23 protein-coding genes are annotated in these 25,460 nt (G+C 65.0%); 15 read left to right on the plus strand and 8 right to left on the minus strand.

All coding sequences use genetic code 11. The annotated features are described in order from the left end of the window. Positions 1-59 precede the first annotated feature (59 nt). The 8 genes from QMX96_RS15470 to QMX96_RS15505 all read left to right on the plus strand — a co-directional run bounded on the left by QMX96_RS15470 (position 60) and on the right by QMX96_RS15505 (position 9,054). Positions 60-815 (plus strand): response regulator transcription factor, encoded by a 756-nt coding sequence (locus tag QMX96_RS15470; RefSeq protein ID WP_054915080.1) that lies wholly within the window; start codon positions 60-62, stop codon positions 813-815. Between the two features lie 43 nt (positions 816-858). Continuing rightward, positions 859-2,277, plus strand: coding sequence for an ATP-binding protein (locus tag QMX96_RS15475; protein WP_282362037.1), 1,419 nt, complete (start codon positions 859-861; stop codon positions 2,275-2,277). A gap of 110 nt (positions 2,278-2,387) precedes the next feature. Beyond that, positions 2,388-3,650 carry an ABC transporter substrate-binding protein gene (locus QMX96_RS15480; RefSeq protein WP_282362024.1) on the plus strand — a complete coding sequence of 421 codons (1,263 nt, stop codon included), beginning with the start codon at positions 2,388-2,390 and terminating at the stop codon, positions 3,648-3,650. A gap of 127 nt (positions 3,651-3,777) precedes the next feature. Next, entirely contained in the window at positions 3,778-4,686 is a 909-nt protein-coding gene (locus QMX96_RS15485) for a sugar ABC transporter permease (protein WP_043860389.1), read from the plus strand. Then, on the plus strand, positions 4,679-5,524 hold the full coding sequence (locus tag QMX96_RS15490) for a carbohydrate ABC transporter permease (protein WP_043860390.1): 846 nt from the start codon (positions 4,679-4,681) through the stop codon (positions 5,522-5,524). The genes QMX96_RS15485 and QMX96_RS15490 overlap by 8 nt, the downstream gene beginning before the upstream one ends. Positions 5,525-5,527: 3 nt before the next feature. After that, the gene (locus QMX96_RS15495) at positions 5,528-6,688 is read left to right on the plus strand and encodes an ABC transporter ATP-binding protein (protein ID WP_100633044.1); all 1,161 of its coding nucleotides are present in this window, start codon (positions 5,528-5,530) and stop codon (positions 6,686-6,688) included. A 53-nt stretch (positions 6,689-6,741) separates the two neighbouring features. After that, complete coding sequence (locus QMX96_RS15500) at positions 6,742-8,088, plus strand: carbohydrate porin (protein ID WP_282362028.1); 1,347 nt, start codon at positions 6,742-6,744, stop codon at positions 8,086-8,088. A gap of 111 nt (positions 8,089-8,199) precedes the next feature. Continuing rightward, on the plus strand, positions 8,200-9,054 hold the full coding sequence (locus QMX96_RS15505) for a D-hexose-6-phosphate mutarotase (RefSeq protein WP_043860393.1): 855 nt from the start codon (positions 8,200-8,202) through the stop codon (positions 9,052-9,054). Here QMX96_RS15505 and hexR read toward each other — a convergent pair. Then, a complete protein-coding gene (gene hexR / locus QMX96_RS15510; RefSeq protein WP_173925072.1) occupies positions 9,047-9,907 on the minus strand; it encodes a DNA-binding transcriptional regulator HexR in 861 nt (286 codons plus the stop codon). The genes QMX96_RS15505 and hexR overlap by 8 nt on opposite strands. Positions 9,908-10,121: 214 nt before the next feature. Here hexR and zwf point away from each other — a divergent pair, with 214 nt between their 5' ends. From zwf to QMX96_RS15535, 5 genes are all read left to right on the plus strand, one after another. Further along, a complete protein-coding gene (zwf, locus tag QMX96_RS15515) occupies positions 10,122-11,588 on the plus strand; it encodes a glucose-6-phosphate dehydrogenase (protein ID WP_043860395.1) in 1,467 nt (488 codons plus the stop codon). Beyond that, entirely contained in the window at positions 11,575-12,288 is a 714-nt protein-coding gene (gene pgl / locus QMX96_RS15520) for a 6-phosphogluconolactonase (protein ID WP_054915075.1), read from the plus strand. Before zwf ends, pgl begins: the two co-directional genes overlap by 14 nt. 17 nt (positions 12,289-12,305) lie before the next feature. Continuing rightward, entirely contained in the window at positions 12,306-12,980 is a 675-nt protein-coding gene (locus QMX96_RS15525; protein ID WP_043860397.1) for a bifunctional 4-hydroxy-2-oxoglutarate aldolase/2-dehydro-3-deoxy-phosphogluconate aldolase, read from the plus strand. A gap of 176 nt (positions 12,981-13,156) precedes the next feature. Beyond that, complete coding sequence (locus QMX96_RS15530) at positions 13,157-13,891, plus strand: monalysin family beta-barrel pore-forming toxin (RefSeq protein WP_157811420.1); 735 nt, start codon at positions 13,157-13,159, stop codon at positions 13,889-13,891. Between the two features lie 10 nt (positions 13,892-13,901). Continuing rightward, entirely contained in the window at positions 13,902-14,636 is a 735-nt protein-coding gene (locus QMX96_RS15535) for a monalysin family beta-barrel pore-forming toxin (RefSeq protein WP_043860399.1), read from the plus strand. Positions 14,637-14,678: 42 nt separating this feature from the next. On the opposite strand, the gene QMX96_RS15540 is transcribed toward QMX96_RS15535, so the two are convergent. The 7 genes from QMX96_RS15540 to QMX96_RS15570 all read right to left on the minus strand — a co-directional run bounded on the left by QMX96_RS15540 (position 14,679) and on the right by QMX96_RS15570 (position 23,962). Beyond that, on the minus strand, positions 14,679-16,049 hold the full coding sequence (locus QMX96_RS15540) for a hypothetical protein (RefSeq protein WP_088514577.1): 1,371 nt from the start codon (positions 16,047-16,049) through the stop codon (positions 14,679-14,681). 4 nt (positions 16,050-16,053) lie between these two features. After that, positions 16,054-17,490: a DUF6384 family protein gene (locus tag QMX96_RS15545; RefSeq protein ID WP_052504209.1), complete on the minus strand. Its 1,437-nt coding sequence runs from the start codon at positions 17,488-17,490 to the stop codon at positions 16,054-16,056. Further along, the gene (locus QMX96_RS15550; RefSeq protein WP_282362029.1) at positions 17,490-18,629 is read right to left on the minus strand and encodes a merozoite surface protein 3b; all 1,140 of its coding nucleotides are present in this window, start codon (positions 18,627-18,629) and stop codon (positions 17,490-17,492) included. The genes QMX96_RS15545 and QMX96_RS15550 overlap by 1 nt, the downstream gene beginning before the upstream one ends. Before the next feature lie 146 nt (positions 18,630-18,775). After that, entirely contained in the window at positions 18,776-20,449 is a 1,674-nt protein-coding gene (gene leuA / locus QMX96_RS15555) for a 2-isopropylmalate synthase (protein WP_043860402.1), read from the minus strand. A gap of 310 nt (positions 20,450-20,759) precedes the next feature. Next, positions 20,760-21,584: a M23 family metallopeptidase gene (locus QMX96_RS15560; protein WP_229589556.1), complete on the minus strand. Its 825-nt coding sequence runs from the start codon at positions 21,582-21,584 to the stop codon at positions 20,760-20,762. A 3-nt stretch (positions 21,585-21,587) separates the two neighbouring features. Further along, positions 21,588-22,967 carry an exodeoxyribonuclease VII large subunit gene (gene xseA, locus QMX96_RS15565; protein WP_054915069.1) on the minus strand — a complete coding sequence of 460 codons (1,380 nt, stop codon included), beginning with the start codon at positions 22,965-22,967 and terminating at the stop codon, positions 21,588-21,590. A 113-nt stretch (positions 22,968-23,080) separates the two neighbouring features. Continuing rightward, a complete protein-coding gene (locus QMX96_RS15570; RefSeq protein WP_100633050.1) occupies positions 23,081-23,962 on the minus strand; it encodes a LysR substrate-binding domain-containing protein in 882 nt (293 codons plus the stop codon). 124 nt (positions 23,963-24,086) lie between these two features. On the opposite strand from QMX96_RS15570, the gene QMX96_RS15575 reads away from it, so the two are divergent. Together QMX96_RS15575 and QMX96_RS15580 are read left to right on the plus strand one after the other, a co-directional pair. Then, positions 24,087-24,857, plus strand: a complete 771-nt coding sequence (locus tag QMX96_RS15575) for a sulfite exporter TauE/SafE family protein (RefSeq protein WP_043860657.1) — start codon at positions 24,087-24,089, stop codon at positions 24,855-24,857. A 17-nt stretch (positions 24,858-24,874) separates the two neighbouring features. Continuing rightward, positions 24,875-25,432: a hypothetical protein gene (locus QMX96_RS15580; RefSeq protein WP_054915068.1), complete on the plus strand. Its 558-nt coding sequence runs from the start codon at positions 24,875-24,877 to the stop codon at positions 25,430-25,432. The last annotated feature ends 28 nt before the right edge of the window (positions 25,433-25,460 follow it).

A 25,460-nucleotide genomic window follows, 5' to 3' on the forward strand; every position in this document is an offset into this window, starting at 1 on the left:
GGTCAAGCCCGCTCCCACCAGGTTCGATGCCGTACCTGTGGGAGCGGGCTTGACCCGCGATGGGGCCGCCAAGGAATGCACTGACAAGGACAACAACCGTGACCAAGTCGATTCTGCTGGTCGATGACGACCAGGACATCCGTGAACTGCTGCAGGCCTACCTGAGCAAATGCGGCTTCCAGGTGCAGGCCCAGGCCGATGGCCAGGGTTTTCGCCAGGCTCTGGACACACACGGCGCCGACCTGGTGATCCTCGATGTGATGCTGCCCGACGAAGACGGTTTCAGCCTGTGCCGCTGGGTGCGACAGCATCCGCGTCAGGCGCGGGTGCCGATCATCATGCTCACCGCCAGTTCCGACGAAACCGATCGCGTCATCGGCCTGGAACTGGGCGCCGACGATTACCTGGGCAAACCCTTCAGCCCCCGCGAGCTGCAAGCCCGCATCAAGGCCCTGCTGCGCCGCGCCGGCTTCATGCATGAACGCCCCGGCGGTGACGTGCTGACCTTCGACGAGTGGCGCCTGGATACGGTCAGCCACCGCCTGTTCCACCGCGACGGCGAAGAGGTGATCCTGTCTGGCGCCGATTTCGCCCTGCTCAAGCTGTTCCTCGACCACCCGCAACAGATCCTCGACCGCGACACCATCGGCAATGCCACCCGTGGTCGCGAGCCGATGCCCCTGGACCGTATCGTCGACATGGCGGTCAGCCGCCTGCGCCAGCGCCTGCGCGATACCGAAAAACCTCCGCGACTGATCCGCACCGTGCGCGGCAGCGGCTACCTGCTGGCGGCCAGTGTTGCGCCCGCGCACTGAGCGGCGCTGGCGCCTGCCGCTGCCGCGCTCACTGCTGGGGCGCATGCTGCTGCTGACCCTGCTGGTGGTGACGGCGGCCCAGGGGTTGTCCAGCGTGATCTGGGTGTCGCAGTTGCGTGCCAGCCAGCTCGAAGGGCTGCTGGCCAGCGCGCGCAGCCTGGCGCATTCGATGACCGCCAGCGTCAGTTACTTTCGTTCGCTGCCGCTGGCCTACCGGCCGCTGGTGCTGGACCAGCTGCGCAGCATGGGGGGCACGCGCTTCGTGGTGTCGCTCAACGACCGGCCGCTGGACATGCAGGTGCTGCCGGTGACCCCGCGCAAGCAGGCGGTGATCGAGGCGTTCGAGCAGGTACTGCACGAGCGCCTGGGCGAGCAGATGGAAATCTCGGTGGAGTTCGTCGGCCCCGAGCAACTGCGTCTGTTCAACAGCGGGCTCAAGCTCGATGAACTGCCGCGCTCCTGGGCGCACTACTCGCTGACCCTGGAGCCGGTCAACCCGCCGGTGCTGGTGACCCAGATTCGCCTGGGCGAGGGCGAATGGCTGTACATCGCCTCGCTGCTGCCCGAGCCCTACACCAGCCTCGAGGCCGAGGGCCTGCCGCGCCAGCAGGTGGGGTTCATCGCACTGACCAGTTTCTTTCTGCTGCTGTTCATCGGCCTGCTGGTGCATTGGCAGACCCGTCCGCTCAAGCGCCTGGCACGCGCGGCGCGGGAGCTGTCGCTGGGCGCCGACGCGCCGCCGGAGGTGGAGGGCGGCGGCAGCGAAGTGGTGGAGGTGGGGCGCGCCTTCAATGCCATGCGCGAACGCATCAGCCGCTACCTGACCGAGCGCAGCCAACTGTTCAGCGCGATCTCCCACGACCTGCGCACGCCGATCACGCGCCTGCGCCTGCGCGTCGAGCTGCTGGAGGATGAACAGCTGCAACACAAGTTCGGCCGTGACCTGGACGAGCTGGAGCTGCTGGTCAAGGGCGCCCTGCAGTGCGTGAAGGACACCGACATCCACGAGAACATCGAACCCATCGACCTCAACCAGGTGCTCGACTGCCTGGTGGAACCCTACCTGGCCAGTGCGCGCGTCACCGTGCAGGGCAGGGCGCTGGCGGCGTATCCGGGCAAGCCGCTGGCGCTCAAGCGCTGCATCGGCAACCTGATCGACAACGCGCTCAAGTACGGCGAGCGTGCGCACCTGCGCATCATCGACAGTGCCACCGGCTTCGTGCTGCAGGTGGACGACGAGGGCCCCGGCGTGCCGGAGCAGCGTCAGGAACAGGTGTTCGAGCCACATGTGCGCCTGGCCGGCCAGCAGCAGGGCTACGGGCTGGGGCTGGGCATCGCGCGCAACATCGCCCACAGCCACGGCGGCGAGGTGAGCCTGCGCAACCTGCGCGAAGGCGGCCTGCGGGTCACCCTGAGCCTGCCGCGCAGTGCGGGCCAGCGGGTGAATGTCACAAGTCGGTGACATTCGCGCATCCCTTCGTTACTTCTGCCGCCCCAGGGGGTGGCTAGACTTCGATTCACGCGCAAGCAGCATGACTTGCACCGGCATAACAACAAGAAAGGTTTCCCTTGATGAATGCGATCAATCGCCTCGCCGCCGTTGTTTCCCTTGCTTCCCTGTTGCCATTGAGCGCCCTGGCTGCCGAGCCCGGCACGGTCGAGGTGACCCACTGGTGGACGTCCGGTGGCGAGAAGGCGGCCGTGGACACGCTGCGCAAGCAGATCGAACAGGACGGCTTTGTGTGGAAGGACAACGCCGTGGCCGGGGGCGGCGGCGCGGCCGCCATGACCGTGCTCAAGAGCCGCGCGGTGGCCGGCAACCCGCCAGCCGCTGCCCAGGTCAAGGGCCCGGACATCCAGGACTGGGGTGCGCTGGGCCTGCTGACCAACCTGGACGATGTGGCCAAGGCCAACGACTGGGACGCGCTGCTGCCCAGAAAGGTTGCCGACATCATGAAGTACGACGGTCATTACGTGGCCGTGCCGGTGAACATCCACCGGGTCAACTGGCTGTGGATCAACCCGCAGGTGTTCGCCAAGGCCGGGGCCAAGGTGCCGACCACCCTGGACGAACTGTTCGCCGCCGCCGACAAGCTCAAGGCTGCCGGCTTCGTGCCCCTGGCCCACGGCGGCCAGCCGTGGCAGGACAGTACCGTGTTCGAGGACGTGGTGCTGAGCATTCTCGGGCCCAAGGGCTACCACGCAGCCTTTGTCGAACTGGATGAAAAGACCCTGACCGGTGCGCAGATGATCAAGGCGTTCAGCACCTTGCAGCGCCTGGGCACCTACATGGACCCCAACCGTGCCGGGCGTGACTGGAACGTTGCGGCCGCCGAGGTCATCAACGGCAAGGCCGGCATGCAGATCATGGGCGACTGGGCCAAGAGCGAATGGACCGCTGCGGGCAAGATCGCCGGCAAGGACTACGAGTGCGTGGCGTTCCCCGGTACCCAGGGCAGCTTTGCCTACAACATCGACTCGCTGGTGATGTTCAGGCTCAAGGACGAGAACGACATCAAGGCCCAGAACGACCTGGCCAAGGTGGCGCTGGAGCCGGCGTTCCAGACCGTGTTCAACCAGAACAAGGGGTCGCTGCCGGTACGCCAGGACATGGGCATGGGCCCGTTCGATGCCTGCACGCAAAAGTCCGCCGCGGACTTCAAGGCGGCCGAGCAGGGCGATGGCCTGCAACCGAGCATGGCGCACAACATGGCCACCAGCCTGGCGGTGCAGGGCGCCATCTTCGATGTGGTGACCAACTTCCTCAACGACCCGAAGGCCGACCCGGCCAAGGCGGTCAAGCAGCTGGATTCGGCGATCAAGTCGGCTAAATGATCCGCTGAATCTTTCGGGCCTCATCTCGGGTCAAGCCCGCTCCCACAGGTACTGCGATGACTTTGTGGGAGCGGGCTTGACCCGCGATGCGGCGCAACGCGCCGCCTTTCCAACCGAGAACCTTCCGATGAGCACTATCGCCGTCCTCAACAAGGCCTCACCCCTCGATGCATTGCAACGCTGGCTGCCCCGACTGGTACTGGCGCCGAGCATGCTGATCGTGCTGGTGGGCTTCTACGGCTATATCCTGTGGACCTTCGTCCTGTCGTTCACCAATTCAAGCTTCATGCCCAGCTACAAGTGGGTGGGCCTGGCCCAGTACGCCCGCCTGATGGACAACGACCGCTGGTGGGTCGCCAGCAAGAACCTGCTGTTGTTCGGCGGCATGTTCATCGGCATCAGCCTGGTGGTCGGCGTGCTGCTGGCGGTGCTGCTCGACCAGCGTATCCGCCGCGAAGGCTTTATCCGCACCGTCTACCTGTACCCCATGGCGCTGTCGATGATCGTCACCGGCACCGCCTGGAAATGGCTGCTCAACCCCGGTCTTGGCCTGGACAAGATGCTGCGCGACTGGGGCTGGGAAGGCTTTCGCCTGGACTGGCTGGTCGACCCCGATCGCGTGGTGTACTGCCTGGTGATTGCTGCCGTGTGGCAGGCCTCGGGGTTCGTCATGGCGCTGTTTCTGGCCGGGCTGCGCGGGGTCGACCCGTCGATCATCCGCGCAGCCCAGGTCGATGGCGCGAGCCTGCCGACCATCTACCTGCGCATCGTGCTGCCCAGCCTGCGCCCGGTGTTCTTCAGTGCATTGATGATCCTGGCGCACATCGCGATCAAGAGCTTCGACCTGGTGGCGGCAATGACCGCCGGTGGCCCGGGCTACGCTTCGGACCTGCCGGCGATGTTCATGTATTCGTTCACCTTCAGCCGCGGCCAGATGGGCATGGGCTCGGCCAGCGCGATCCTGATGCTGGGTGCGATCCTGGCGATCCTGGTGCCGTACCTGTATTCGGAACTCAGGAGCAAGCGCCATGAGTAGTTCACTTGCTGCTCGTCGACCGAGCCTGAGCCGCCTGGCGGTCTACGCCACCCTGATCGCGGCCTGCCTGGTGTACCTGGTGCCGCTGATCGTGATGCTGCTGACCAGCTTCAAGAGCCCCGACGACATCCGCACCGGCAACCTGCTGAGCTGGCCCGAGGTGATCACCGGCATCGGCTGGGTCAAGGCCTGGGACGCGGTGGGCGGTTATTTCTGGAACTCGGTGAAGATCACCGTGCCGGCGGTGCTGATCTCCACCCTGGTGGGAGCGCTCAACGGCTACGTGCTGTCGATGTGGCGCTTTCGCGGCTCGCAGCTGTTCTTCGGGCTGCTGCTGTTCGGCTGCTTCCTGCCGTTCCAGACGGTGCTGCTGCCGGCCTCGTTCACCCTCGGCAAGCTGGGCCTGGCCAGTACCACCACCGGCCTGGTGCTGGTGCACATCGTGTACGGCCTGGCCTTCACCACGCTGTTTTTCCGCAACTACTACACCAGCGTGCCCCAGGCCCTGGTGCAGGCGGCGCGGCTGGATGGCGCGGGGTTCTTCACCATCTTCGGGCGCATCCTGCTGCCCATGTCGATCCCGATCATCATGGTGTGCCTGATCTGGCAGTTCACCCAGATCTGGAACGACTTTCTGTTCGGCGTGGTGTTCGCCAGTGGCGACGCGCAACCGATCACCGTGGCCCTCAACAACCTGGTCAACACCAGCACCGGGGCCAAGGAATACAACGTCGACATGGCGGCGGCGATGATCGCCGGGTTACCGACCCTGTTGGTCTATGTGCTGGCTGGCAAGTATTTCCTGCGTGGGCTCACCGCCGGCGCGGTCAAGGGGTAGAACATGGCAACGCTTGAATTGCGCAACGTCAACAAGACCTACGGCAGCGGCCTGCCGGACACGCTGAAGAACATCGAGCTGAAGATCGGCTCGGGCGAGTTCCTGATCCTGGTGGGCCCTTCGGGCTGCGGCAAATCCACCCTCATGAACTGCATCGCGGGGCTGGAGCAGATCAGCGGCGGGGCGATTCTGGTGGACGACGCCGACATCAGTGGCATGAGCCCCAAGGATCGCGACATCGCCATGGTGTTCCAGTCGTATGCGCTGTACCCGACCATGAACGTGCGCGACAACATCGCCTTCGGCCTGAAGATTCGCAAGATGACCCCGGCGGCCATCGACGAGGAGGTGGCGCGGGTGGCCAAGCTGCTGCAGATCGAGCACCTGCTGGGGCGCAAGCCCGGCCAGCTGTCCGGTGGGCAGCAGCAGCGCGTGGCCATGGGCCGGGCGCTGGCGCGTCGGCCTAGGATCTACCTGTTCGACGAACCGCTGTCCAACCTCGACGCCAAGCTGCGGGTGGAGATGCGCACCGAGATCAAGCTGATGCACCAGCGCCTGAAGACCACCACGGTGTACGTGACCCACGACCAGATCGAGGCCATGACCCTGGGCGACAAGGTGGCGGTGATGAAGGATGGGCTGATCCAGCAGTTCGGCACCCCGCAGCAGATCTACAACGACCCGGCCAACCTGTTCGTGGCGAGTTTCATCGGCTCGCCGCCGATGAACTTCATACCCTTGCGCCTGCAACGCCAGGAGGGTCGCCTGCTGGCCCTGCTCGACAGCGGCCAGGGGCGCTGCGAGCTACCACTGGGCATCGGCGAGGCGGGGCTGGAGGCGCGCGAGGTGATCCTGGGCATTCGCCCGGAGCAGATCAGCCTGGCGGCGGTCGAAGGCAATGGCCTGCCGAGCATTCGCGCCCAGGTGCAGGTCACCGAGCCGACCGGGCCGGACACCCTGGTGTTCGTGACCCTCAACCAGACCAAGGTGTGCTGCCGACTGGCACCGGAGTTCGCGCCGCAGGTCGGCGAAAGCCTGAGCTTGCAGTTCGATCCTGCGCGGGTGCTGCTGTTCGATGCAGAAACGGGCGAACGGCTGGGGCGCGGGCGTGCACCGGTCGATACGGTCGGCACCGACAACATTGCCCAATTCAGGGGCCGCTGAATTCGTTGTAAAGCATGGACACCATCGAAAACAATAAGACGAGGACACAGGGGATGGATCATTTCAAACGTGTTTTGCCGCGGGGCTGCATGACCCTGCTGGCGGCCTTCGGGGTCAGTTGCGGGGCGCACGCTGCCGGCGCCTTCGACCCGGAGTCGAAGTGGATGAGTGGCGACTGGGGCGGCACACGCACCGAGTTGCTGGACAAGGGCTACGATTTTTCGCTGGATTACGTGGGCGAGGTTGCCGGCAACCTGAAGGGTGGCTACAACAACGACAAGACGGCGCGCTACAGCGACCAGTTCGCCCTGGGCGTGAAGATTGACCTGGAGAAGATCCTGGGTTGGCACGACGCCGAGTTCAAGCTGGCGATCACCGAGCGCAGCGGGCGCAACCTGTCCAACGACCGCATCAGCGACCCTCGGGCCGGGCAGTTCAGCTCGGTGCAGGAGGTGTGGGGCCGCGGGCAGACCTGGCGCCTGACCCAGATGTGGGTCAAGCAGACCTACTTCGACGGCAAGCTCGACCTCAAGGCGGGGCGCTTCGGCCCGGGCGAGGAGTTCAACAGCTTCCCCTGCGATTTCCAGAACCTGGCTTTCTGCGGCTCGCAGGTGGGCAACTGGGTGGGCAGCATCTGGTACAACTGGCCGGTCAGCCAGTGGGCGTTGCGCGCCAAATACAACCTCACGCCGGAGTTCTTCGCCCAGGTCGGGGTGTTCGAGCAGAACCCTTCGAACCTTGAGACGGGCAATGGCTTCAAGCTCAGCGGCAGCGGCACCAAGGGCATGATCCTGCCGGTGGAGCTGGTGTGGGCCCCCAGGGTCAACGGCCTGCCCGGCGAGTACCGCCTGGGTTACTACTACAGCACTGCCAAGGCCGATGACATCTACGAGGACGTCAATGGCCAACCCCAGGGCCTGACTGGCGCAGACCCCAAGTCGCATTCGAGCAAGCATGGCTGGTGGGTGGTGGCGCAGCAGCAGGTTACTGCGCACAACGGCGATGCCAATCGCGGCCTGAGCCTGTTCGCCAACTTTACCGTGCACGACAAGGCCACCAACGTGGTCGACAACTACCAGCAGGTGGGCATGGTGTACAAGGGCGCCTTCGATTCGCGGCCCAAGGACGACATCGGCTTCGGCGTGGCGCGCATTCATGTCAACGATGACGTGAAGAGGCGTGCGCAGCAGCTCAATGGGGTCAGCGGTATCGATGACTACAACGACATGGGCTTCGTGCCGATCCAGCGTACCGAGTACAACGCCGAGCTGTACTACGGCGTGCACGTGACCAACTGGCTGACCGTGCGCCCCAACCTTCAGTACATCCGTCACCCGGGCGGGGTGAGCGAGGTGGACAATGCGGTCGTCGCCGGGCTGAAGATTCAGTCGTCGTTCTGAGGGGATATGTTGTAAATTTACGCCAAATCGGCGTTTCGCCGGCAAGGTCGACTTCTTTAGGAGCTGGCGTTGCCGGCGAACAGGCCCCCCTAACAACAAGAGTCCCGAAACATGTCCGAGCACCCGCTTCAACGCTTCTTCACCTCGCAGCGGCCGCGACCGACCTTCGAGTGGGAGCGTTACCAGCAGCGCGACGTGCTGATCATCGATCACCCCCAGTGCCAGGCGGTGTTCAGTCGCCAGGGCGCGCAACTGCTGCACTTCCAGCCCCGTGGCGAACGCCCGTGGCTGTGGTGCGCGGCGCAGTGGCCGCAGGTCGGCGCCATTCGTGGCGGTGTGCCGGTGTGCTGGCCCTGGTACGGCCGTCACCCCAGTGAAGACATGTGGCCGGCCCACGGCTGGGCGCGCCTGCTCGACTGGAAACTGATCGACAGCAGCGAAAGCGACGAGGGTGTGACCCTCACGTGGCGCCTGCAACTGTGCGACTGGCAGGTCGACCTGGTGGCCAACCTGGGCCAGCGCATGCAGTTGCAACTGAGCACCGAGCACCAGGACAGCCTGCCGTGCCAGTTGAGTCATGCTCTGCTGGCCTACTGGCGTATTAGTGACGTTTCCGAGATAGCGCTATCTGGGCTCGAGAATGCGAGGGGTTATGATCATCTGAGGCGTCAGGCATGCCAGCAGAAGGGCGCCTTGAAAGTGCAGGGCGGCTGTCAGCGGGTGTTCCAGAATGCTGCGACCCTGCAGGTCAACGACCCGGCCTGGCAGCGTCAGCTGTGCATCGATACCGGCGACAGCGACGACACCGTGGTGTGGCATCCGGGCAGCCGGCCGCTGATGGGCGTGAGCGGCAGCGAGACCCAGGGCTTCATCTGCGTCGAGGCTGCCAGTGGCAGCAGCGACAGCCTCAGCCTGGCGCCGGGGGAGCGGGCGCACCTGCAGTTGCAGGCGCATTCGCTCAATTGAGTTCGTCGTCGATCGGGTAGCGGCTGGCGTTGAGGCTTTCCTTGATCTTGCGCAGGTGAGGCTGGAAGTCCACGCCACGGCGCAGGGTCATGCCGGTGGCCAGCACGTCGAGCACGGTCAGCTGGATGATGCGCGAGGTCATCGGCATGTAGATGTCGGTGTCTTCGGGCAGCGGGATATTCAGGCTCAGGCTGCTGGCCTTGGCCAGTGGCGAGTCGGCAGCGGTGAGGCCGAGCACCGAGGCGCCGTTTTCCCGCGCCAGGCGCGCCACTTCGACCAGTTCGCGGGTGCGCCCGGTGTAGGAGATGATCACGAACAGCTCGCCGGTATGGGCCACCGAGGCCAGCATGCGCTGCATCAGCACGTCGGCATGCGCCGACACGGCGAGGTTGAAGCGGAAGAACTTGTGCTGTGCGTCCAGTGCCACCGGGGCCGAGGCGCCCAGGCCGAAGAAGTGGATCTGGCGCGCCTGGATCAGCATGTCGACGGCGCGGCTGACCAGTTGCGGGTCGAGCTGCTGGCAGGCACTGTCGAGCGAGGCGATGGCGCTGCCGAAGATCTTCTGGGTATAGGATGCAGGGTCGTCGTCGGCTTCTACCGCACGGCTGACATAGGCGGCGCCGCTGGCCAGGCTCTGCGCCAGTTGCAGCTTGAGCTCGGGGTAGCCGCTGACGCCGAACGAACGGCAGAAGCGGTTGACGGTGGGTTCGCTGACCTTGGCTGCCTGGGCCAGCGCCGCGATGCTGAAGCGCGTGGCTTGCTGCGGGTTGGCCAGGATGACTTCGGCGACTTTGCGCTCAGCCTTGTTCAGCTCGTCGAGGCGGCCCTGGATCTGCTCCAGGAGGTTTCGCACGCGGTCCATGGGGGTATGTCCTTGGGTCGGGGAGGCCGCCGGCTGCCACGGGCAGACGGCTTTTTACGCGGTGGCCTATCGTACTGATGGCACGGTTGGCGCACCACTTGATTCTGTATACACGGCAATATGTTGTTAGTTTTACTACATTAGCCCTTGAAAACTGCGATTGAAACCGGTATTTCTACGTCAACTTGATAAAAGAACCAACATCATGGCTTCGATCACCGTTGAACCCTGCACCTTTGCCCTGTTCGGCGCCCTGGGCGACCTGGCGTTGCGCAAGCTGTTCCCGGCGCTGTACCAGCTCGATCGCGCGGGCCTGCTGAATGAGCAGACCCGCGTGCTGGCACTGGCCCGCGAAGCCGGCAGCCCGCAGGAGCACCTGGCGACGATCGAGGCGCACCTGCACAAGCACGTGGGCAGCGATATCGAAGCCCTGGCCCTGCAGCGCTTCATGGCGCGCCTGAGCTACCTGCATGTGGATTTTCTTCAGGCTCAGGACTACCCGGCGCTGCTCGAACAGGTACAACCCGACGCGCCACTGATCGCCTATTTCGCCACCGCCGCGGCGGTGTACGGCGGCATCTGCGAGAACCTCGACAAGGTCGGCCTGAGCGAGCGCACCCGCGTGGTGCTGGAAAAGCCCATCGGCCATGACCTGGAGTCGTCGCGCAGGGTCAATGACGCGGTGGCGCAGTACTTCCCCGAAAACCGCGTGTATCGCATCGACCATTACCTGGGCAAGGAGACGGTGCAGAACCTCATTGCCCTGCGCTTTGCCAACAGCCTGTTCGAAACCCAGTGGAACCAGAACTCCATCTCCCACGTGGAAATCACCGTGGCCGAGAAGGTCGGCATCGAGGGCCGCTGGGGCTACTTCGACAAGGCCGGGCAACTGCGCGACATGATCCAGAACCACCTGCTGCAGTTGCTGTGCCTGATCGCCATGGACCCGCCCAGCGACCTCTCGGCCGACAGCATTCGCGACGAGAAGGTCAAGGTGCTCAAGGCACTGGCACCGATCAGCGGCGAGGGCCTGAGCACCCAGGTGGTGCGTGGCCAGTACATAGCGGGCTACAGCGAGGGGCGGGCCGTGCCCGGCTACCTCGAGGAAGACAACTCCAATACCCAGAGCGACACCGAAACCTTCGTCGCGCTGCGGGCCGATATCCGCAACTGGCGCTGGGCCGGGGTGCCGTTCTACCTGCGCACCGGCAAGCGCATGCCGCAGAAACTGTCGCAGATCGTCATCCATTTCAAGGAGCCGCAGCACTACATCTTCGCGGCGGAACAACGTTTGCAGATCGGCAACAAGCTGATCATCCGCCTGCAGCCGGACGAAGGCATTTCGTTGCGGGTGATGACCAAGGAGCAGGGCCTGGACAAGGGCATGCAACTGCGCAGCGGCCCGTTGCAGCTGAATTTTTCCGATACCTGGCACAGCGCACGCATTCCGGATGCCTACGAGCGCCTGCTGCTGGAAGTGATGCGTGGCAACCAGAACCTGTTTGTACGCAAGGACGAAATCGAATATGCGTGGAAATGGTGCGACCAGTTGATCGCCGGCTGGAAACACGCCGGTGATGCGCCCAAGCCGTATGCGGCGGGCACCTGGGGGCCGATGAGCTCTATAGCACTGATTACCCGCGATGGGAGGGCATGGTATGGCGATATCTGAACTGCAACTGCCGGCGAGCGTGACGGCACATGAGTTTGCCGATGCGGCGCGCCTGGCCGAGGGCCTGGCTGTGGATGTGGCGCAGCGGTTGCGCACGGCGATGGACGAAAACGGCCAGGCCACCCTGGTGGTGTCGGGCGGGCGCAGCCCGGTGGCGTTCTTCCAGCGCCTGGCCAGGCAGCCGCTGGACTGGTCCAGGGTGGTGGTCAGCCTGGCGGACGAGCGCTGGGTGCCGGTGGAACATGCCGACAGCAATGCCGGCCTGGTGGCGCAGCACCTGTTGCAGGGCGAGGCGGCCAAGGCGCGGTTCGTCGGCCTGTACCGTCCCGCCGCGAGCCTCGAAGCCGCTGCCGAGCAGGCGGACCAGGCGCTTGCCCAGCTGCCGCCGATCGATGTGCTGGTGCTGGGCATGGGCGATGACGGTCACACCGCCTCGCTGTTTCCGGGCAGCCCCAACCTGGCCGAGGGCCTGCAGGCCCAGAGCCAGCGCCGGGTACTGCCGATGCTGGCGCCGAGCGTGCCGCATCAGCGCCTGACCCTGACCCGGCGTGTGCTGGCCGGTGCAGGTGCGACACTGTTGTCGGTGCAAGGGCCGGGCAAACTCGCTACCCTGCGCGCCGCGCTGGGCGGTGACGACCCGGCGCAGATGCCGATTCGCGCCTTTCTTCAAGACCCCCTGGAAATCTACTGGTGCCCATGAACCAAGGACACGCCGTTATGACAACCCTTGAACCTTCACAGCCGGGCATTTCCATGGCCGACAAGATTGCCCTGATCGACCGCATCTGCGGCCAGGCGCGCATTCTGCCGGTGATCACCATCGCCCGCGAGCAGGACATCCTGCCGCTGGCCGATGCGCTGGCGGCCGGGGGGCTGAAGACGCTCGAGGTGACGCTGCGTTCCGAACACGGCCTGACCGCCATCCGCCTGCTGCGCGAACAGCGCCCGGAGCTGTGCGTCGGTGCCGGTACGGTGCTCGACCGCAGCATGCTGGCGGCGGTGGAACAGGCCGGTGCGCAGTTCGTGGTCACGCCGGGGTGCACCCAGGACATCCTGGAGGCGGGGGTCGAGAGCCCGTTGCCACTGTTGCCGGGCATCAGCAGCGCCTCGGAGATCATGATGGGCTACGCGCTGGGCTATCGGCGCTTCAAGCTGTTCCCGGCCGAGATCAGCGGCGGGGCGGCGGCGATCAAGGCATTCGGCGGGCCGTTCGGCGAGGTGCGTTTCTGCCCCACCGGCGGGGTCAACCCGGGCAACGTCAAGCAGTACATGGCCCTGGCCAATGTGATGTGCGTGGGCGGAACCTGGATGCTCGACAGCAGCTGGATCAAGAACGGCGAGTGGGCACGCGTGCAGGCGTGCAGTGCCCAGGCGCTGGCGTTGCTGGACTAGAGAATTCGTTGTGTGCTGTACGGCTTTGAGGTGCGCTTGGTCGGCGCACCTTTTTTTTTGCCGGCGCCATTGACCGGCAAGGCCGCTGCCCATCCAGGAAGCACGTCCCGCTGCCGAGCCTGTCGCGGCCTCCCTAGTATCGAAAACTCATGGGTTTTCTGCAGGGAGTGCATACCTTGGACGACGAAATCGAACACGCTACAAATCCGCGACTCAGCGGCTACGCGGTCAAGACCGGGTCCTATTCGCTCGAGCGCCACCTGATCGGCGGCAAGCGCCTGGCACCCGGCTGCTGGGTCAACGGCAAGACCGTCTACGGCGATATCCGCATTGGCTCCAGTGCCTGGGCCACCTACACCCGACCGGTGTTCGCCTACCTGTCAGCGGTGGATACCCTGCGGCTCAACGGCCTGAGCAACCAGCGCCATGCCATCACCTTTGCCCAGGGCCACAGCAAGCAGTTCATCCGTGAAGTGGACGCGCCCTATTCGGTGTCGTCGGCCATCGAGCGGGTCAATATCCTCTCCAGCCTGCACACCGGCTTTGTCGACGACATCGCCTGGGGGGCGCCGAACGACAACCGCCTGACGCTGCTGCTGCCCGGCAGCGGAGTGTTCGCCATCTACCAGATGAACCTGGTGTATGCCCATTGCGCGACCTCGGCCGGACAGCTGAGCAAGGCGTTTCGCACCAGCAAGACGCTGGCCACGCAGGGGCGTACCGACCTGTACTTCCTGTCGGCCATCAGCACGGCCGTGTATGTGGCGGTGGCCGATGCCGCGGCCACCCCTCCGATTGCCTGGGATGCCCTGCAGCGCAAGGTGCTGACCGAAGGTTACGAGGTTGAATGCAATGCCGGCGCCTGGTCGTTCGATTTTTCCGCAAGCCAGAAGATTCACTACAAGTACTGAGGGAACCGTCATGAGTGAAGACAACGTGTTTGGCGCCGACTCCCCCGCACAGCGCGGGAGCTACCACATCGACAAGTACCTCTTTGGCGGTGACAAGGTACGCCAGGCCTGCTGGATAAAGGATGCCACCGAGTTCGGCCAGATGTTCGACGGCAAGCGGTGGTGGGACATGTATTCGGTGCCGGTCGCCGCTTACGTGGAGCATGTCGGCACCGTCCAGGTGCCGAGCAACGGCGAGGATGAACGCACCTTCGAGGTCACCCATGGCTTTACCCGAAGCTTCAGCCGTACCACCGAAGTGTCTGGTGGCGTGCAGCTGGAATTCAAGGGCGTGGGAGTGAGTTCAGAGGTCCGGGTATCGTTCCAGGCTGCGCAAAGCTGGAACGACTCCACCACCCAGAAGCACACCCGCAAGCTGGTCGGCCCCGGGGTGTTCTATGCCTATCAGGTGCACATCCTGTATGCGCACTGTGTGATGGGCGCGTCGGAGATCGATTACTACTTCGAGCACAACAAGGTGCTGCCGATTCTCGATGCCAACGCGCAGGTGATGCGCGAAGACCTGATCTACCTGTCGTCGGTTGCCACCGACACGCTGGTCACGGTGCTGGAGGAGGCCTCGGTGGACCCGCTCGGCTGGGACGAACTGCAGAAAAAGGTGTTGTTCGAGCACTACAGTTCCCGGAAAAACGCGGGCTGCTGGCGCTTCGATTTCAGCGTGAACGAGCGCTACCCGCGCGGGTGATGCGCCGCGCTGGCCTGCGTCGGCAGGCCAGCGGGCATGCCATCAGAAGCTGTCCGAGGTCCTGAAGCCGCCGCCCCCGCTGCTGTCGGAGCTGGAGAAGCCGCCACTGCTGCTGGAGCTGCTGCTCGAACTGCTGGAACTGGAGCTGCTCCAGCTCGACCCCGAGCTGCTACTGCTGTACGAGCTGCGCTCGACGGCGACGCGCGGCACCAGTTCGCGGTGTTCGCGGATGGTCCCGACCAGATAGCCCAGGGTGACATCGCGGGTCATGTAGTCCGACAGCAGACGTTCGATGCCCAGCGTTGCCTTGTACTGATAGCCGTCGTCACGGAAGAAGTCGGTGCGCAGCGCGCGCTCCAGCTCCTTGGCCCGGTCATAGGACTGCTGGGCCAGGCCATGGGTCTGGCGCGCCTCGGCCAGTGCCCGTTCCACGCCGTCGACCTGCGGGTACAGCCGCTGCAGCTGCAAGGCGATCTGGTCGTCTGCGGTATCGGGGGTCTTCTTCACCTGCTCGAGCAGTTGCTCGATGCTCTTGGCCTGCAACTGGTCGGTGAGCCACTGGCGGGCACGCAGGTAGTGCGGGTCCTGGTTGTGGGTGAATGCGGTCAGTTGCGCGTGAATGTCGTTGGCCTGCTGCTTGCTGGCCACGGTCTGCTTGTACAACGCCTTGTGCGCTTCGCGCAGCGGCTCCATGCCTGCCTGCTGCTGGGCGTCGGCCAGTTGCTGGCCGGTGCTTTGCTCCAGCGCGGCAATGTGCGCGTCGCGTTCGAGCTGCAGTGCCTCGTTGCGCTGCTGCATGTTGAGCAGGTTCAGCTCGTTGCTGCGGTTGCCGCTGTAGTCGACCTGCCTGGCCAGCCAGCCATCGAGCCAGCGGCTGATGCGGCCCAACCGATACTGTTCGGTGCCGAAATCGCGATCACGCAGGAAGTGGTAGATCGGGTTGCGGCCGAACATCGGCAGCTTGTCGGCACACTCCTGGCGAATGTCGGCATACCCGGTGACGGTTTCGAGGTTGGCGGCGATGGCCTGTTCCAGCTGGTGCATCTGCGCCGTGTAGGTCGGGTCCTGGGCCAGTTGGTCGCGGGCCTGGCGGTCGAGGTCGTCGAGGCGCTCCTGTACCTGCGCGGTCTCCTCCAGCGACTGGGCGATCTGCTGCTCGACCTCCAGCAGTTGCTGGCGCAACTGCCCCTGGGCCAGCTGGCGTTCGTGCAGGGCCTGAACCACCTCGTCCTGCAGCGACGGGGCGTGCTCCAGCTGCAGGGTCGCGATGCTGCGCAGGCGGGTCAGGATGTCCTGTTCGAGCGCCATCTGGCGCTCGGTGGCACTGGCCAGTTGTTGTTCTGCGTCGCGCAGCACGTGCTCGAAACTGCGTGCATTGTCGGCGACGATACCGATGAGCTTGCTGGGTCTCATGTCATCACCAGTCCAGGATCATGTCGGGTTTGGCGACACGTTGGTTGAATTTCAGGCTCAGCATGTTGGCAGGCTTGCTGCCCATGGCGAGGTCGTCGATGTGGCCGTCGCTGAGTTTGTCTTCCTTGACCTTGAGGTACTCGGCCTGGCTGACCCGCACACCAAAGTAGGACGCCCAGCGCGATTCGCCGGTTTCCGAACTGGTGACCGGCACGCTGATCGGGTTGCCGGCGGCGTCCACGGCCTCGACCACCAGGTACCAGCTCTTGCCCTGCAGGGAGTCACCGCCCTGGTTGCACAGCGCCTGGTCATAGCAGCGCTCGACCCCCGACTTGACGCCGTAGCGGTCCACCACCCGCAGCTCCAGTGCCTGACGGGCGAACACCAGCAGGCTGTCAAGCGTCGACAGGTGGTCGCTGGCCTGGCGTGCCTGCAGGGCGTCGATGGCCTTGTCGACCTGGGCGGCCTGGGCACGCACCACCCGCAGGTCGTTCGGCGGCAGGCGCAGGGCGGGCAACTGCTGCTCGATTTCGTCCAGGCGCCGGATCAGCGGCTGGACTTGTTGAATGCGATCGAGCTGGCTTTCGAGCTCACCGACTTCACGGTCGACCACCTCGATGCCCTGGGTGTCGGCGTTGCCGATGGCCTGGTCGGCCACCCGGGCCTGCTGCGCCATCACCCCGAAACGCTTGGCGCCTGCGGTGAACGCCGGGTTGTGCAGTACGGCCTGCAGGCGGCTGCGGGCATCGATAATGGCCTGGACGTCGTTCAGGCCCTTGTCGGCCTGCCTCAGTTGCGCGCGCGCCGACTGGGTGTTGCGTTCGTAGGTATCGAGGTCCTGCTGCACGCTGTCGCGGTTGTCGCTGTCGATCAGTTGCGGCCACGGTCGGTGCGTCAGCAGTGTCTGAACCTGCGTCAGCCGCTCGGCAAGCGGCCCCAGCAGGCGCGTGGCCGCGGGCTCGGGCTGTTGCGCGACGGCTTGCTGCAACGCATCGAGGCGCGACTGGTGCTGCGCAAGGTCGGCGCTCAGATCGCTGCTGCGATACTCGGCCGTACGGACGTTGTCCTGCACCTTGGAGGTCTTGGCGGTGTCGTTCACCACCCGGGTGCACTGTACGGCCAGCAGCGCGACGACGATCAGTTGCAGGATGCGCATGAGCTTCCTGCGGTTGAGCAGCAGGCGCGTGGTCAGGCGCTGCAGTGCGGTCTGTTCGGGCGCCTCGAAGGCCAGGCGCCGGGCGAAGAACGCCCGCACACCCTGTTCGATCAGCGCATCGTCATAGGCGATGCCCTGGGCCTGGTAGTAGGTGCGGATACGCTCGGCGACTTCAGCGCGGCGCTGCGGCAGGTTCAGGTGCTCCTGCACCTGCATCTGCTGATGACGCAGCTGGTCGACCACCGCCATCGCGCCCAGCTGTTCGGACAGAGGAACACTGCTCATCAGGCGGCCTTGGTCAGCAGGGCGGCGAACTTGCGCTTGGCCTCTTCGACGGCTTCGGCGATATCCCGGGCGGCGTTGCTCGACTCTGCGCGGTAGGTGTCGGCCATCTGCTTCATGTCGGTCTGGAACGACAGCGTGGCGTCAGCCAGGGCGCGCACCGAGTCGACCTTGATGGTCGAGCCATAGCTGGCCTTGAGCGCGGCTTCGAGCTGCTGGTTGCCGGTGCTGCCCAGCGACTCCAGGCCCTGGCTGATGCCGTCGGTGGTGGCATTGAGGGTGTGGGTGGCTTCGGCCAGGCCGCTGTTGGCGGTGAACGACACGGCAAGCCCGGTGAGTACCACTTCGTTGGTGGAAAAGAACGACACCATGCGCTGGTATTGACGCTCCTTGATCACGTGCACCTGATTGATGCGTGCAAAGACCATTTCGGCGGTGTTGTAGCCGACCTTCAGGTCATCGGCGATGTCCTTGATGATCTGGTAGCGCTTGTCTTCGTCCTGCAGGGCGCGCACGGCTTCATCGCGGCCCAGTTCCAGCGCGGCGCGTGCGGCGGGCTCGGCGCTTTCGGCGTCGGCGACCCGGGCGTTGGCCTCGTTCAGGGCCAGGGTGCGCTGCTGCAGGGCCTCGCCAGCGATGGCCAGCACCTGCTGGGCTTCCACCTCGGCGGCTTTCATGGCCATGCGAAAGTCCATGTACGACTCCAGGATCACGCTCTCGCGGGCGATCTGGTCGTTGGCCGACTTGCACACCTTCAGGTAGTTTTCGCGGATATCGGCAAAGCGGCTGGGGATGGAGCCGCGACGCACGTTCATCCAGGTCAGCTTGATCTTTTCCATCGCGTCCAGGCGCCCGTCATCCATCCAGCCGGCCATGGCGGCGGCGTCCTCGCGGATGGAGGTGAAGCTCTGCGTGATGTCCATGAAGCGCGTGGAGATGTCCATGCCTTCGATCTGCTCGCGCACCATGCTGTTGAAGCTGGTGGCCTGCTGCAGCACGGTAGCGATGGAGGTGACCTTGGTGGTGTCGTAGTGGGCCACGCGGTCCAGCAGTACCAGAACCGGGGCATCCTGAACGGGCTGGATGAAGTTGATGCCGATGGTGCGCAGGCTGGTGAGTGCCCGTTCCAGGTAGTGGCTCATTGAGTGTCCTTACAGGTGTGGCAAAAATAATGAGGCCGGCAGTATACCGAGCACGCCAGCGCCCCGCAGGCTTTCGCACAACCAAAAAAAATGCCCGCCTCCGTATCAGAGGCGGGCATTGCATGCAGCAGCGGGTCAGTTGGCGTTTACGCCGCCTTAGCAGCCTGCTGGCTCAGCGAGCGGTTCAGTGCGCTGAACAGCGCCTTGAAGCTGGCGGTGGTGATGTTTTCATCGATACCCACACCGTGCACCGGACGACCGCCAGCCACGCGCAGTTCGATGTAGGCCGCCGCCTTGGCGTGGGTGCCGGCACCGATGGCGTGCTCGTTGTAGTCCATGATTTCCACGGCTACCGGCAGGCCGGCCACCAGGGCCTCGAGGGCGCCGTTGCCCTTGCCGCGCCAGTGCAGGGTGGTTTCGCCTTCACCGGCCACTTCCACTTCCACGGCGCTGTGGCCGTTCTCTTCCTGCAGGCGATGGCTGACCAGCGCATACGGGGCGTTGGCTTGCAGGTACTCGCTCTGCAACAGCTTGTAGATCTGCTGGGCGGTCATTTCCAGGCCCAGGCGGTCGGTCTCGCCCTGTACCACCTGGCTGAACTCGATCTGCATGCGGCGTGGCAGGCTGATGCCGTATTCCTGTTCGAGCAGGTAGGTGATGCCACCCTTGCCCGACTGGCTGTTGACGCGGATCACCGCCTCGTAGCTGCGGCCGATGTCGGCCGGGTCGATCGGCAGGTACGGTACTTCCCACAGGGTGTCTTCTTTCTGCTGGGTGAAGCCCTTGCGGATCGCATCTTGGTGCGAGCCGGAGAACGCGGTGTGCACCAGGTCGCCCACATACGGATGACGCGGGTGCACCGGGATCTGGTTGCACTCTTCGACCACCTTGCGCACGCCGTCGATGTCGGAAAAGTCCAGCTCAGGGTCCACGCCCTGGGTGTAGAGGTTCAGGGCCAGAGTCACCAGGTCGACGTTGCCGGTACGCTCGCCGTTGCCGAACAGGCAGCCTTCGACACGGTCGGCGCCGGCCATCAGGCCCAGCTCGGTGGCAGCCACGCCGGTGCCACGGTCGTTGTGGGTGTGCAGGCTGATGATCACGCTGTCACGGCGCGACACGTTGCGCCCGAACCACTCGATCTGGTCGGCATAGATGTTCGGGGTGGAAACTTCCACGGTGGCTGGCAGGTTGAGGATCACCTTGTGTTCGGGGGTCGGGTTCCACACCTCGATCACCGCGTCGCAGACTTCCTTGGCGAACTCCAGTTCGGTAGCGCTGAAGGTCTCTGGCGAGTACTGGAACGTCCAGTGGGTTTCCGGCTGCTGGGCGGCGTACTTGACGAACAGCTTGGCCGCGTTCACCGCGATGTCCTTGACGCCCTGCTTGTCCTGGTTGAAGACAATGCGGCGGAATGCCGGGCAGGTGGCGTTGTACAGGTGCACGATGGCCTTCTTGGCCCCGCGCAGCGATTCGAAGGTACGTGCGATCAGGTCTTCACGGGCCTGGGTCAGCACCTGGATGGTGGTGTCGTCCGGGATGTGGCCGTCTTCGATCAGGGTGCGCACGAAGTCGAAGTCGGTTTGCGAGGCCGATGGGAAGGAGGCCTCGATTTCTTTCACGCCCACGCTGACCAGGGTCTTCCAGAAGCGCAGCTTCTTGACCGCATCCATCGGCTCGATCAGCGACTGGTTGCCGTCGCGAAGGTCCGAGCTGCACCAGATCGGCGCGGCCGTGATGGTCTTCGAGGGCCAGGTGCGGTCAGGCAGGTTTACCTGAGCGAAGGCACGGTATTTTTTCGAAGGGTCTTTGAGCATGGTCATGAAAGCAATCCTTATTGTGCGGCCTTGAAAGGGGCCCGCCGAACGTACAAGTGATGAATGGGCGAGGCGACGCGATTCAGCTTGGTAGTCGGGCACTGACCAGGCAAAGGCTGCGATGTTGGCGAAGCAGGATGAGGGTGTGCGTGGTTTTCATGGGTTCAACCCTAACCAGTGGGGTGAACGATGGCAAGCACTGCAAAAAAATTGAGAGGAATGCTTAAAAACTGAAGAATGTCGTGATTTTATAGCGCCGACCAATCAAAAAGACCGCGCCAGTTGCGCGGTCTTTTTGATTGGCGCAAGACGCTGATCAGGGCTGGAAGGCCCCGATGAAGATCGCCGGATCGACCCGTGCGTCGTTCAGGCTGACGTTCCAGTGCATGTGTGGCCCGGTGGCGCGGCCGGTGGAGCCCACCCGTCCGACGATGGCGCCACGGCTCAGTTGCTGGCCGGGTTTCACGTCGATCTTCGACATATGGCAGAACATGCTGATGAAGCCCTGGCCGTGGTCGACGAACACGGTGTTGCCGTTGAAGAAGTAGTTGCCGATCAGGATCACCTTGCCGTTGGCCGGGGTCTTGATCGGGGTACCGGCGGGCACGGCGAAGTCCAGGCCGGCATGCGGGTTGCGTTCCTCGCCGTTGAAGAAGCGGCGCACGCCGAACTTGCTCGACAGCGGGCCGTTGACCGGCTTGTCGAGAAGCAGGTTGCTCGGCAGGTTGGGGCTGAAGCTGCGGTAGGCCTTGATCTGCTCGGCCAGCTCGGCGTCGATGCGCTTGAGGTCGGCCGGGTTGGGGTTGACCTGGCGCTGGTTCTTCAGGGTGATGCGCTGCTCGGGGTACTTCTTGCTGGCGACCGTGAAGCTCAGGGTGCGCTCGCCCTGGGTCAGGCTGGCGGTGCCGGGCTTCTGGGTCAGCGGCAGGCCGACAATGGCCAGCCAGGTGTCCTGCTCGCGTACCACCAGCACCGGCTTGCCGTCGAAGCGTGCCTGAGGGGCCTGGGCGGCGGGGCCGAGGTCGACCACCGCGACGCCGCCGGGCACCGGCTTGTTCAACTGGCGGGTGATGTAGCTGGCCTGGGCGGTGCCGGCGAAGGCCAGGCAGAGGACGAGCAGCGGGGCAAACAGTCGGGGCATGAGTCAGTCCAGTAGAGAGAGCGTGACCGGGGTCAGGTGGTTGTCTTCGACCCGCACCTGCAGCTCGCCTTCGCCCAGGCGGGCGGTCAGGCGCTGGCCGTTGCGGGTCTGCGCGGCGCTGCGGATGGCCTGGCCGCGCTCGTCGAGCAGAATGCTGTAGCCACGGCTGAGGGTGGCCAGCGGGCTGACCACCTGCAGTGTCTGCACCTGCACCTGCAGGTGCTGGCGGCGGGTGGCGAGGGTCTGGCGCATGGCTCGCGGCAGGCGCTCGGCGAGGTTGTCCAGGCGTTGCTTGAGCAGCGCCAGGGCACGCCCGGGGTGCTGCGCGGCCAAGCGGGTATCCAGGCGTGCCAGGCGTTCGCGGCGCTGGTTCAGGCGCTGCTCGAAGGCGCGGCGCAGGCGCATGTCCAGGTCGTCGAGGCGCTGGGCCTGCTGGCGCAGGCGTTCGCCGGGGTGGCGCAGACGCCGCGCCAGGCTGTCCAGGCGCAGCCGGTCATGGGCCAGGCGGTTCTGGATGCGCAGCAGCAGGCGGCGTTGCAGGCTTTCCAGGCGTCGGCCCAGGTCGCTGCTGTCGGGGGCCAGCAGTTCGGCGGCGGCCGAAGGGGTGGGGGCGCGCACGTCGGCGACGAAGTCGCTGATCGACACGTCGGTTTCATGCCCCACGGCGCTGACGATGGGCGTGACGCAGGCAGCGATGGCACGGGCCACGGCTTCTTCGTTGAAGCACCAGAGGTCTTCCAGCGAGCCGCCGCCACGGGCCAGGATCAGCGCGTCGAAGCCTTGCGCATCGGCGCGTTGCAGGGCCCGCACGATCTGGTTGATGGCTTCGCGGCCCTGCACGGCGGTGGGTATCAGGGTCAGCTCCACCTGCGGGGCGCGGCGGCGGAACACGCTGATGATGTCGCGGATCACCGCGCCGGTGGGCGAGCTGACGATGCCGATACGCTGCGGGTGGGCGGGCAGGGCGCGCTTGCGTTCACTGCTGAACAGGCCCTCGTTGCCGAGCTTTTCCTTGAGCGCGTCGAAGGCCAGGCGCAGGGCGCCGTCACCGGCCGGTTCGACGGTGTCGAGGATCAGCTGATAGTCGCCGCGCCCCTCGAACAGCGAGACCTTGCCACGCACCTTGACCGCCAGGCCGTCGCGCAATGCCTGGCGCACGCGGGCGGCGTTGTTGCGAAACAGTGCACAGCGTACCTGGGCGCCGCTGTCCTTGAGGGTGAAGTAGACGTGGCCGGAGGCAGGCCGGGCGAGGTTGGAGATTTCGCCCTCGACCCAGATGTTGCTGAACACGTCCTCGAGCAGCACGCGGGCGCGGCCGTTGAGCTGGCTGACGGTAAGGACCTCGCGGTCCAGGCCGAGTCTTTCGAAAGGGTCTTTGATCATGCGGGGCATCATAAAGGGAATCGTGCGGTCTTTGCAGTCCCGGCAGGTGGCGGCGCTGCTTGTCGGCTCCTACAGGTCATGCGCGGTCTCTTGCAGGAGCCGGCGTTGCCGGTTCAGCCCTGCATGTGCTCCACAAACTGATGCACCAACGGCCCGGCATCGCGTCGATAGGCCAGCGCCACCGTACTCACGCACCCCGCGTCGGCCAGTGGCACGAAGCGCAGCGACGCCGGCGCGATGTCGCGCATGCACCGTGGCAGCAAGGCCACCCCGAATCCGGCCTGGATCAACTGCAACTGCGTGGTCTTGCGCGACACCACCCGCGCAGCCCGAGGGAAGAACCCTTCACGCATGCACAGCTCGGCCGACAGGTAGCTCAAGCCACCGCGCTGGCGGTGCGGGATGGAAATGAACGCCTCGTCGCGTAACTGCGCCAGGTACACGCTGGGCTCATCGGCCAGCGGGTGATCTGCGGCCACCGCCAGCAGCAGCGGTTCGTCGAACAGCGGCTGCACGCACAGCCCTTCGTGCTGGCGCAACACCGGCAGGCGCAGCAGGCCGAACTCCAGGCGACCTTCGGCCAGTTCCTCCAGTTGCGCCTCGGAAGATAGCTGCGCGATGTCCATCGACACGCCGGGGTTGTGCTGCAGGTAGCCCGTGAGCCGATCCAGCAGCGCGCCGGTCAGCGGCACCGTGCTCGAATGGCTCAGGCGCAGGCTGCCGCGCAGGCCCTGACCGATTTCGGTGGCCAGGCGGCAGGCCTTCTCCAGCTCGCCCAGCAGGTTGCGGGCCCGCGGCAGAAACGCCAGGCCCGCTGCGGTCAGGCGCGGCTGGCGGGCGGTGCGTTCGAACAGCGGGGTGGCCAGCTGACTCTCCAGCTCCTTTATCTGCCGGCTCAGCGCCGACTGCGCGACGAACAGGCGCTCGGCGGCAGCACTGAAACTGCCGGACTCGGCAATCTCGACGAAGTAGCGTAATTGTCGGGTGGAGATCATGAGGGATGCCTTTTCGAGATGGCTGATGGCGCAATTGCATATTAGTCGGCATGGCTGGCCAATGGCTAAAGTTCGTCTGAACGCTGCCTCACTCACGACTCAGGCATACACCATGCTCTCCACACTGCTCGACTCGCTCCCTTTCACTGCGCTCCAATGGCTGCCGATACTGCTTGGCATCGGCGTCGCCTACATCGTGTTCGGCATCGCCGGCTTCGGCACCGCGCTGGTCGCCGGGCCGGTCCTGATCAACTTCATGCCGCTGTCGCGCATCATCCCGTTGCTGGTGCTGCTGGACTTCGTCGCTGCCTTCGGCAACTGGCTGCCGGCGCGCAAGGCCGTGGTGCGCGGCGAACTGCTGCGCCTGCTGCCGTGCATGGCCATCGGCTGCACCCTGGGCGTGGTGTTCCTGCTCAACCTCAAGTCCGACCTGCTGCTGTTGCTGATGGGCCTGTTCATCAGCGCCTATGCGCTCTACAGCCTGGCGGTGAAGGTCAAGCCGGCGCGCCTGAATGCCGGCTGGTCGGTGCCGATGGGCATCACCGGCGGCCTGTTCGGTGCGCTGTTCGGCAGCGGCGGCTTCCTTTATGCCATCTACCTCAATGCCCGGCTCGACGCCAAGGAGCAGGTGCGCGCGACCCAGAGCGCGCTGATCAGTTGCAGCACCGTGGTGCGCCTGAGCCTGTTCCTGATTGCCGGGGTGTACGCCGACCTGCCGTTGCTGCTGCTTGCCCTGTGCCTGCTGCCGATGATGTTCGCCGGCCTGTGGGTGGGGCGCCGGCTGACCCTGAAGATGTCCCGAGAAACCTTCGTGCGGCTGGTCACCTGGCTGGTGCTGGCCAGCGGCATCGCGCTGATCGCGCGCTACCTGAGTGAGGTAAACTGGCACCTTTAACCTGTTCGGCCGCCTTCATGACATTCCAGAGCATCATCGTCCCCAAGATCTCCACCGTGCCGGTGCACGAGCCGCGCGCCCGCGCGATCCTGCGCTGGCTGGTACGCGAAAAGGTGATCGAGGAACAGCTCAGCACCTGCGGGCGCACCGGCAACCGCATGGGCTATGCCATCGCCGAGGGTGCGCGCAAGGTGGTCGAGCGGCCGCAGCTGCTGCCGTACGGCCAGCCCGTCAATGGCCTGGAAGTCATCTACAAGCGCTGCATCTATACGCCCACCGAAGGCTTTCTCGAAGAAGCCGGCTGCGCCGAGTGCCGCCGGGAGGTGGGGGTGGAGCTGTTCGCCAGCCTGGAAGAGTGGATGCCCGGCATCAGCGACAACTTCACCTGCCCGCGCTGCGGCCATGAAGACGACATCAACGGCTTCCTTTACCTGCAGCCCTGTGCCTTTTCCAACCTGGGGTTCATCTTCAACAACTGGGGCGAGGCCGGTTTCAAGCCGTCTTTCATCGATGCCTTTGCCGACTGGCTCGACCAGCCGGTGGCAGTGGTGCAGGTAAAGCTGCAAGACAACTGACCGAAGGCCCATCTTTACATTGAGTCAC

Origin of the sequence: Pseudomonas sp. PS01300, from assembly GCF_029960155.1 — a bacterium.
In the GTDB taxonomy this organism is placed as follows: Bacteria; Pseudomonadota; Gammaproteobacteria; order Pseudomonadales; family Pseudomonadaceae; genus Aquipseudomonas; species Aquipseudomonas palmensis.

Excerpts from the sequence above, each read along its gene's own strand:
- pgl (WP_054915075.1), top strand. The coding sequence starts at position 11,575 with ATGGCGATATCTGAACTGCAACTGCCGGCGAGCGTGACGGCACATGAG.
- xseA (WP_054915069.1), bottom strand. The coding sequence starts at position 22,967 with ATGATCAAAGACCCTTTCGAAAGACTCGGCCTGGACCGCGAGGTCCTT.
- QMX96_RS15505 (WP_043860393.1), top strand. The coding sequence starts at position 8,200 with ATGTCCGAGCACCCGCTTCAACGCTTCTTCACCTCGCAGCGGCCGCGA.
- QMX96_RS15490 (WP_043860390.1), top strand. The coding sequence starts at position 4,679 with ATGAGTAGTTCACTTGCTGCTCGTCGACCGAGCCTGAGCCGCCTGGCG.
- QMX96_RS15495 (WP_100633044.1), top strand. The coding sequence starts at position 5,528 with ATGGCAACGCTTGAATTGCGCAACGTCAACAAGACCTACGGCAGCGGC.
- QMX96_RS15500 (WP_282362028.1), top strand. The coding sequence starts at position 6,742 with ATGGATCATTTCAAACGTGTTTTGCCGCGGGGCTGCATGACCCTGCTG.
- QMX96_RS15570 (WP_100633050.1), bottom strand. The coding sequence starts at position 23,962 with ATGATCTCCACCCGACAATTACGCTACTTCGTCGAGATTGCCGAGTCC.
- QMX96_RS15545 (WP_052504209.1), bottom strand. The coding sequence starts at position 17,490 with ATGAGCAGTGTTCCTCTGTCCGAACAGCTGGGCGCGATGGCGGTGGTC.
- QMX96_RS15470 (WP_054915080.1), top strand. The coding sequence starts at position 60 with ATGGGGCCGCCAAGGAATGCACTGACAAGGACAACAACCGTGACCAAG.
- QMX96_RS15550 (WP_282362029.1), bottom strand. The coding sequence starts at position 18,629 with ATGAGCCACTACCTGGAACGGGCACTCACCAGCCTGCGCACCATCGGC.
- zwf (WP_043860395.1), top strand. The coding sequence starts at position 10,122 with ATGGCTTCGATCACCGTTGAACCCTGCACCTTTGCCCTGTTCGGCGCC.
- QMX96_RS15535 (WP_043860399.1), top strand. The coding sequence starts at position 13,902 with ATGAGTGAAGACAACGTGTTTGGCGCCGACTCCCCCGCACAGCGCGGG.
- QMX96_RS15560 (WP_229589556.1), bottom strand. The coding sequence starts at position 21,584 with ATGCCCCGACTGTTTGCCCCGCTGCTCGTCCTCTGCCTGGCCTTCGCC.
- QMX96_RS15525 (WP_043860397.1), top strand. The coding sequence starts at position 12,306 with ATGACAACCCTTGAACCTTCACAGCCGGGCATTTCCATGGCCGACAAG.
- QMX96_RS15480 (WP_282362024.1), top strand. The coding sequence starts at position 2,388 with ATGAATGCGATCAATCGCCTCGCCGCCGTTGTTTCCCTTGCTTCCCTG.
- QMX96_RS15580 (WP_054915068.1), top strand. The coding sequence starts at position 24,875 with ATGACATTCCAGAGCATCATCGTCCCCAAGATCTCCACCGTGCCGGTG.
- leuA (WP_043860402.1), bottom strand. The coding sequence starts at position 20,449 with ATGACCATGCTCAAAGACCCTTCGAAAAAATACCGTGCCTTCGCTCAG.
- QMX96_RS15485 (WP_043860389.1), top strand. The coding sequence starts at position 3,778 with ATGAGCACTATCGCCGTCCTCAACAAGGCCTCACCCCTCGATGCATTG.
- QMX96_RS15540 (WP_088514577.1), bottom strand. The coding sequence starts at position 16,049 with ATGAGACCCAGCAAGCTCATCGGTATCGTCGCCGACAATGCACGCAGT.
- QMX96_RS15475 (WP_282362037.1), top strand. The coding sequence starts at position 859 with ATGCTGCTGCTGACCCTGCTGGTGGTGACGGCGGCCCAGGGGTTGTCC.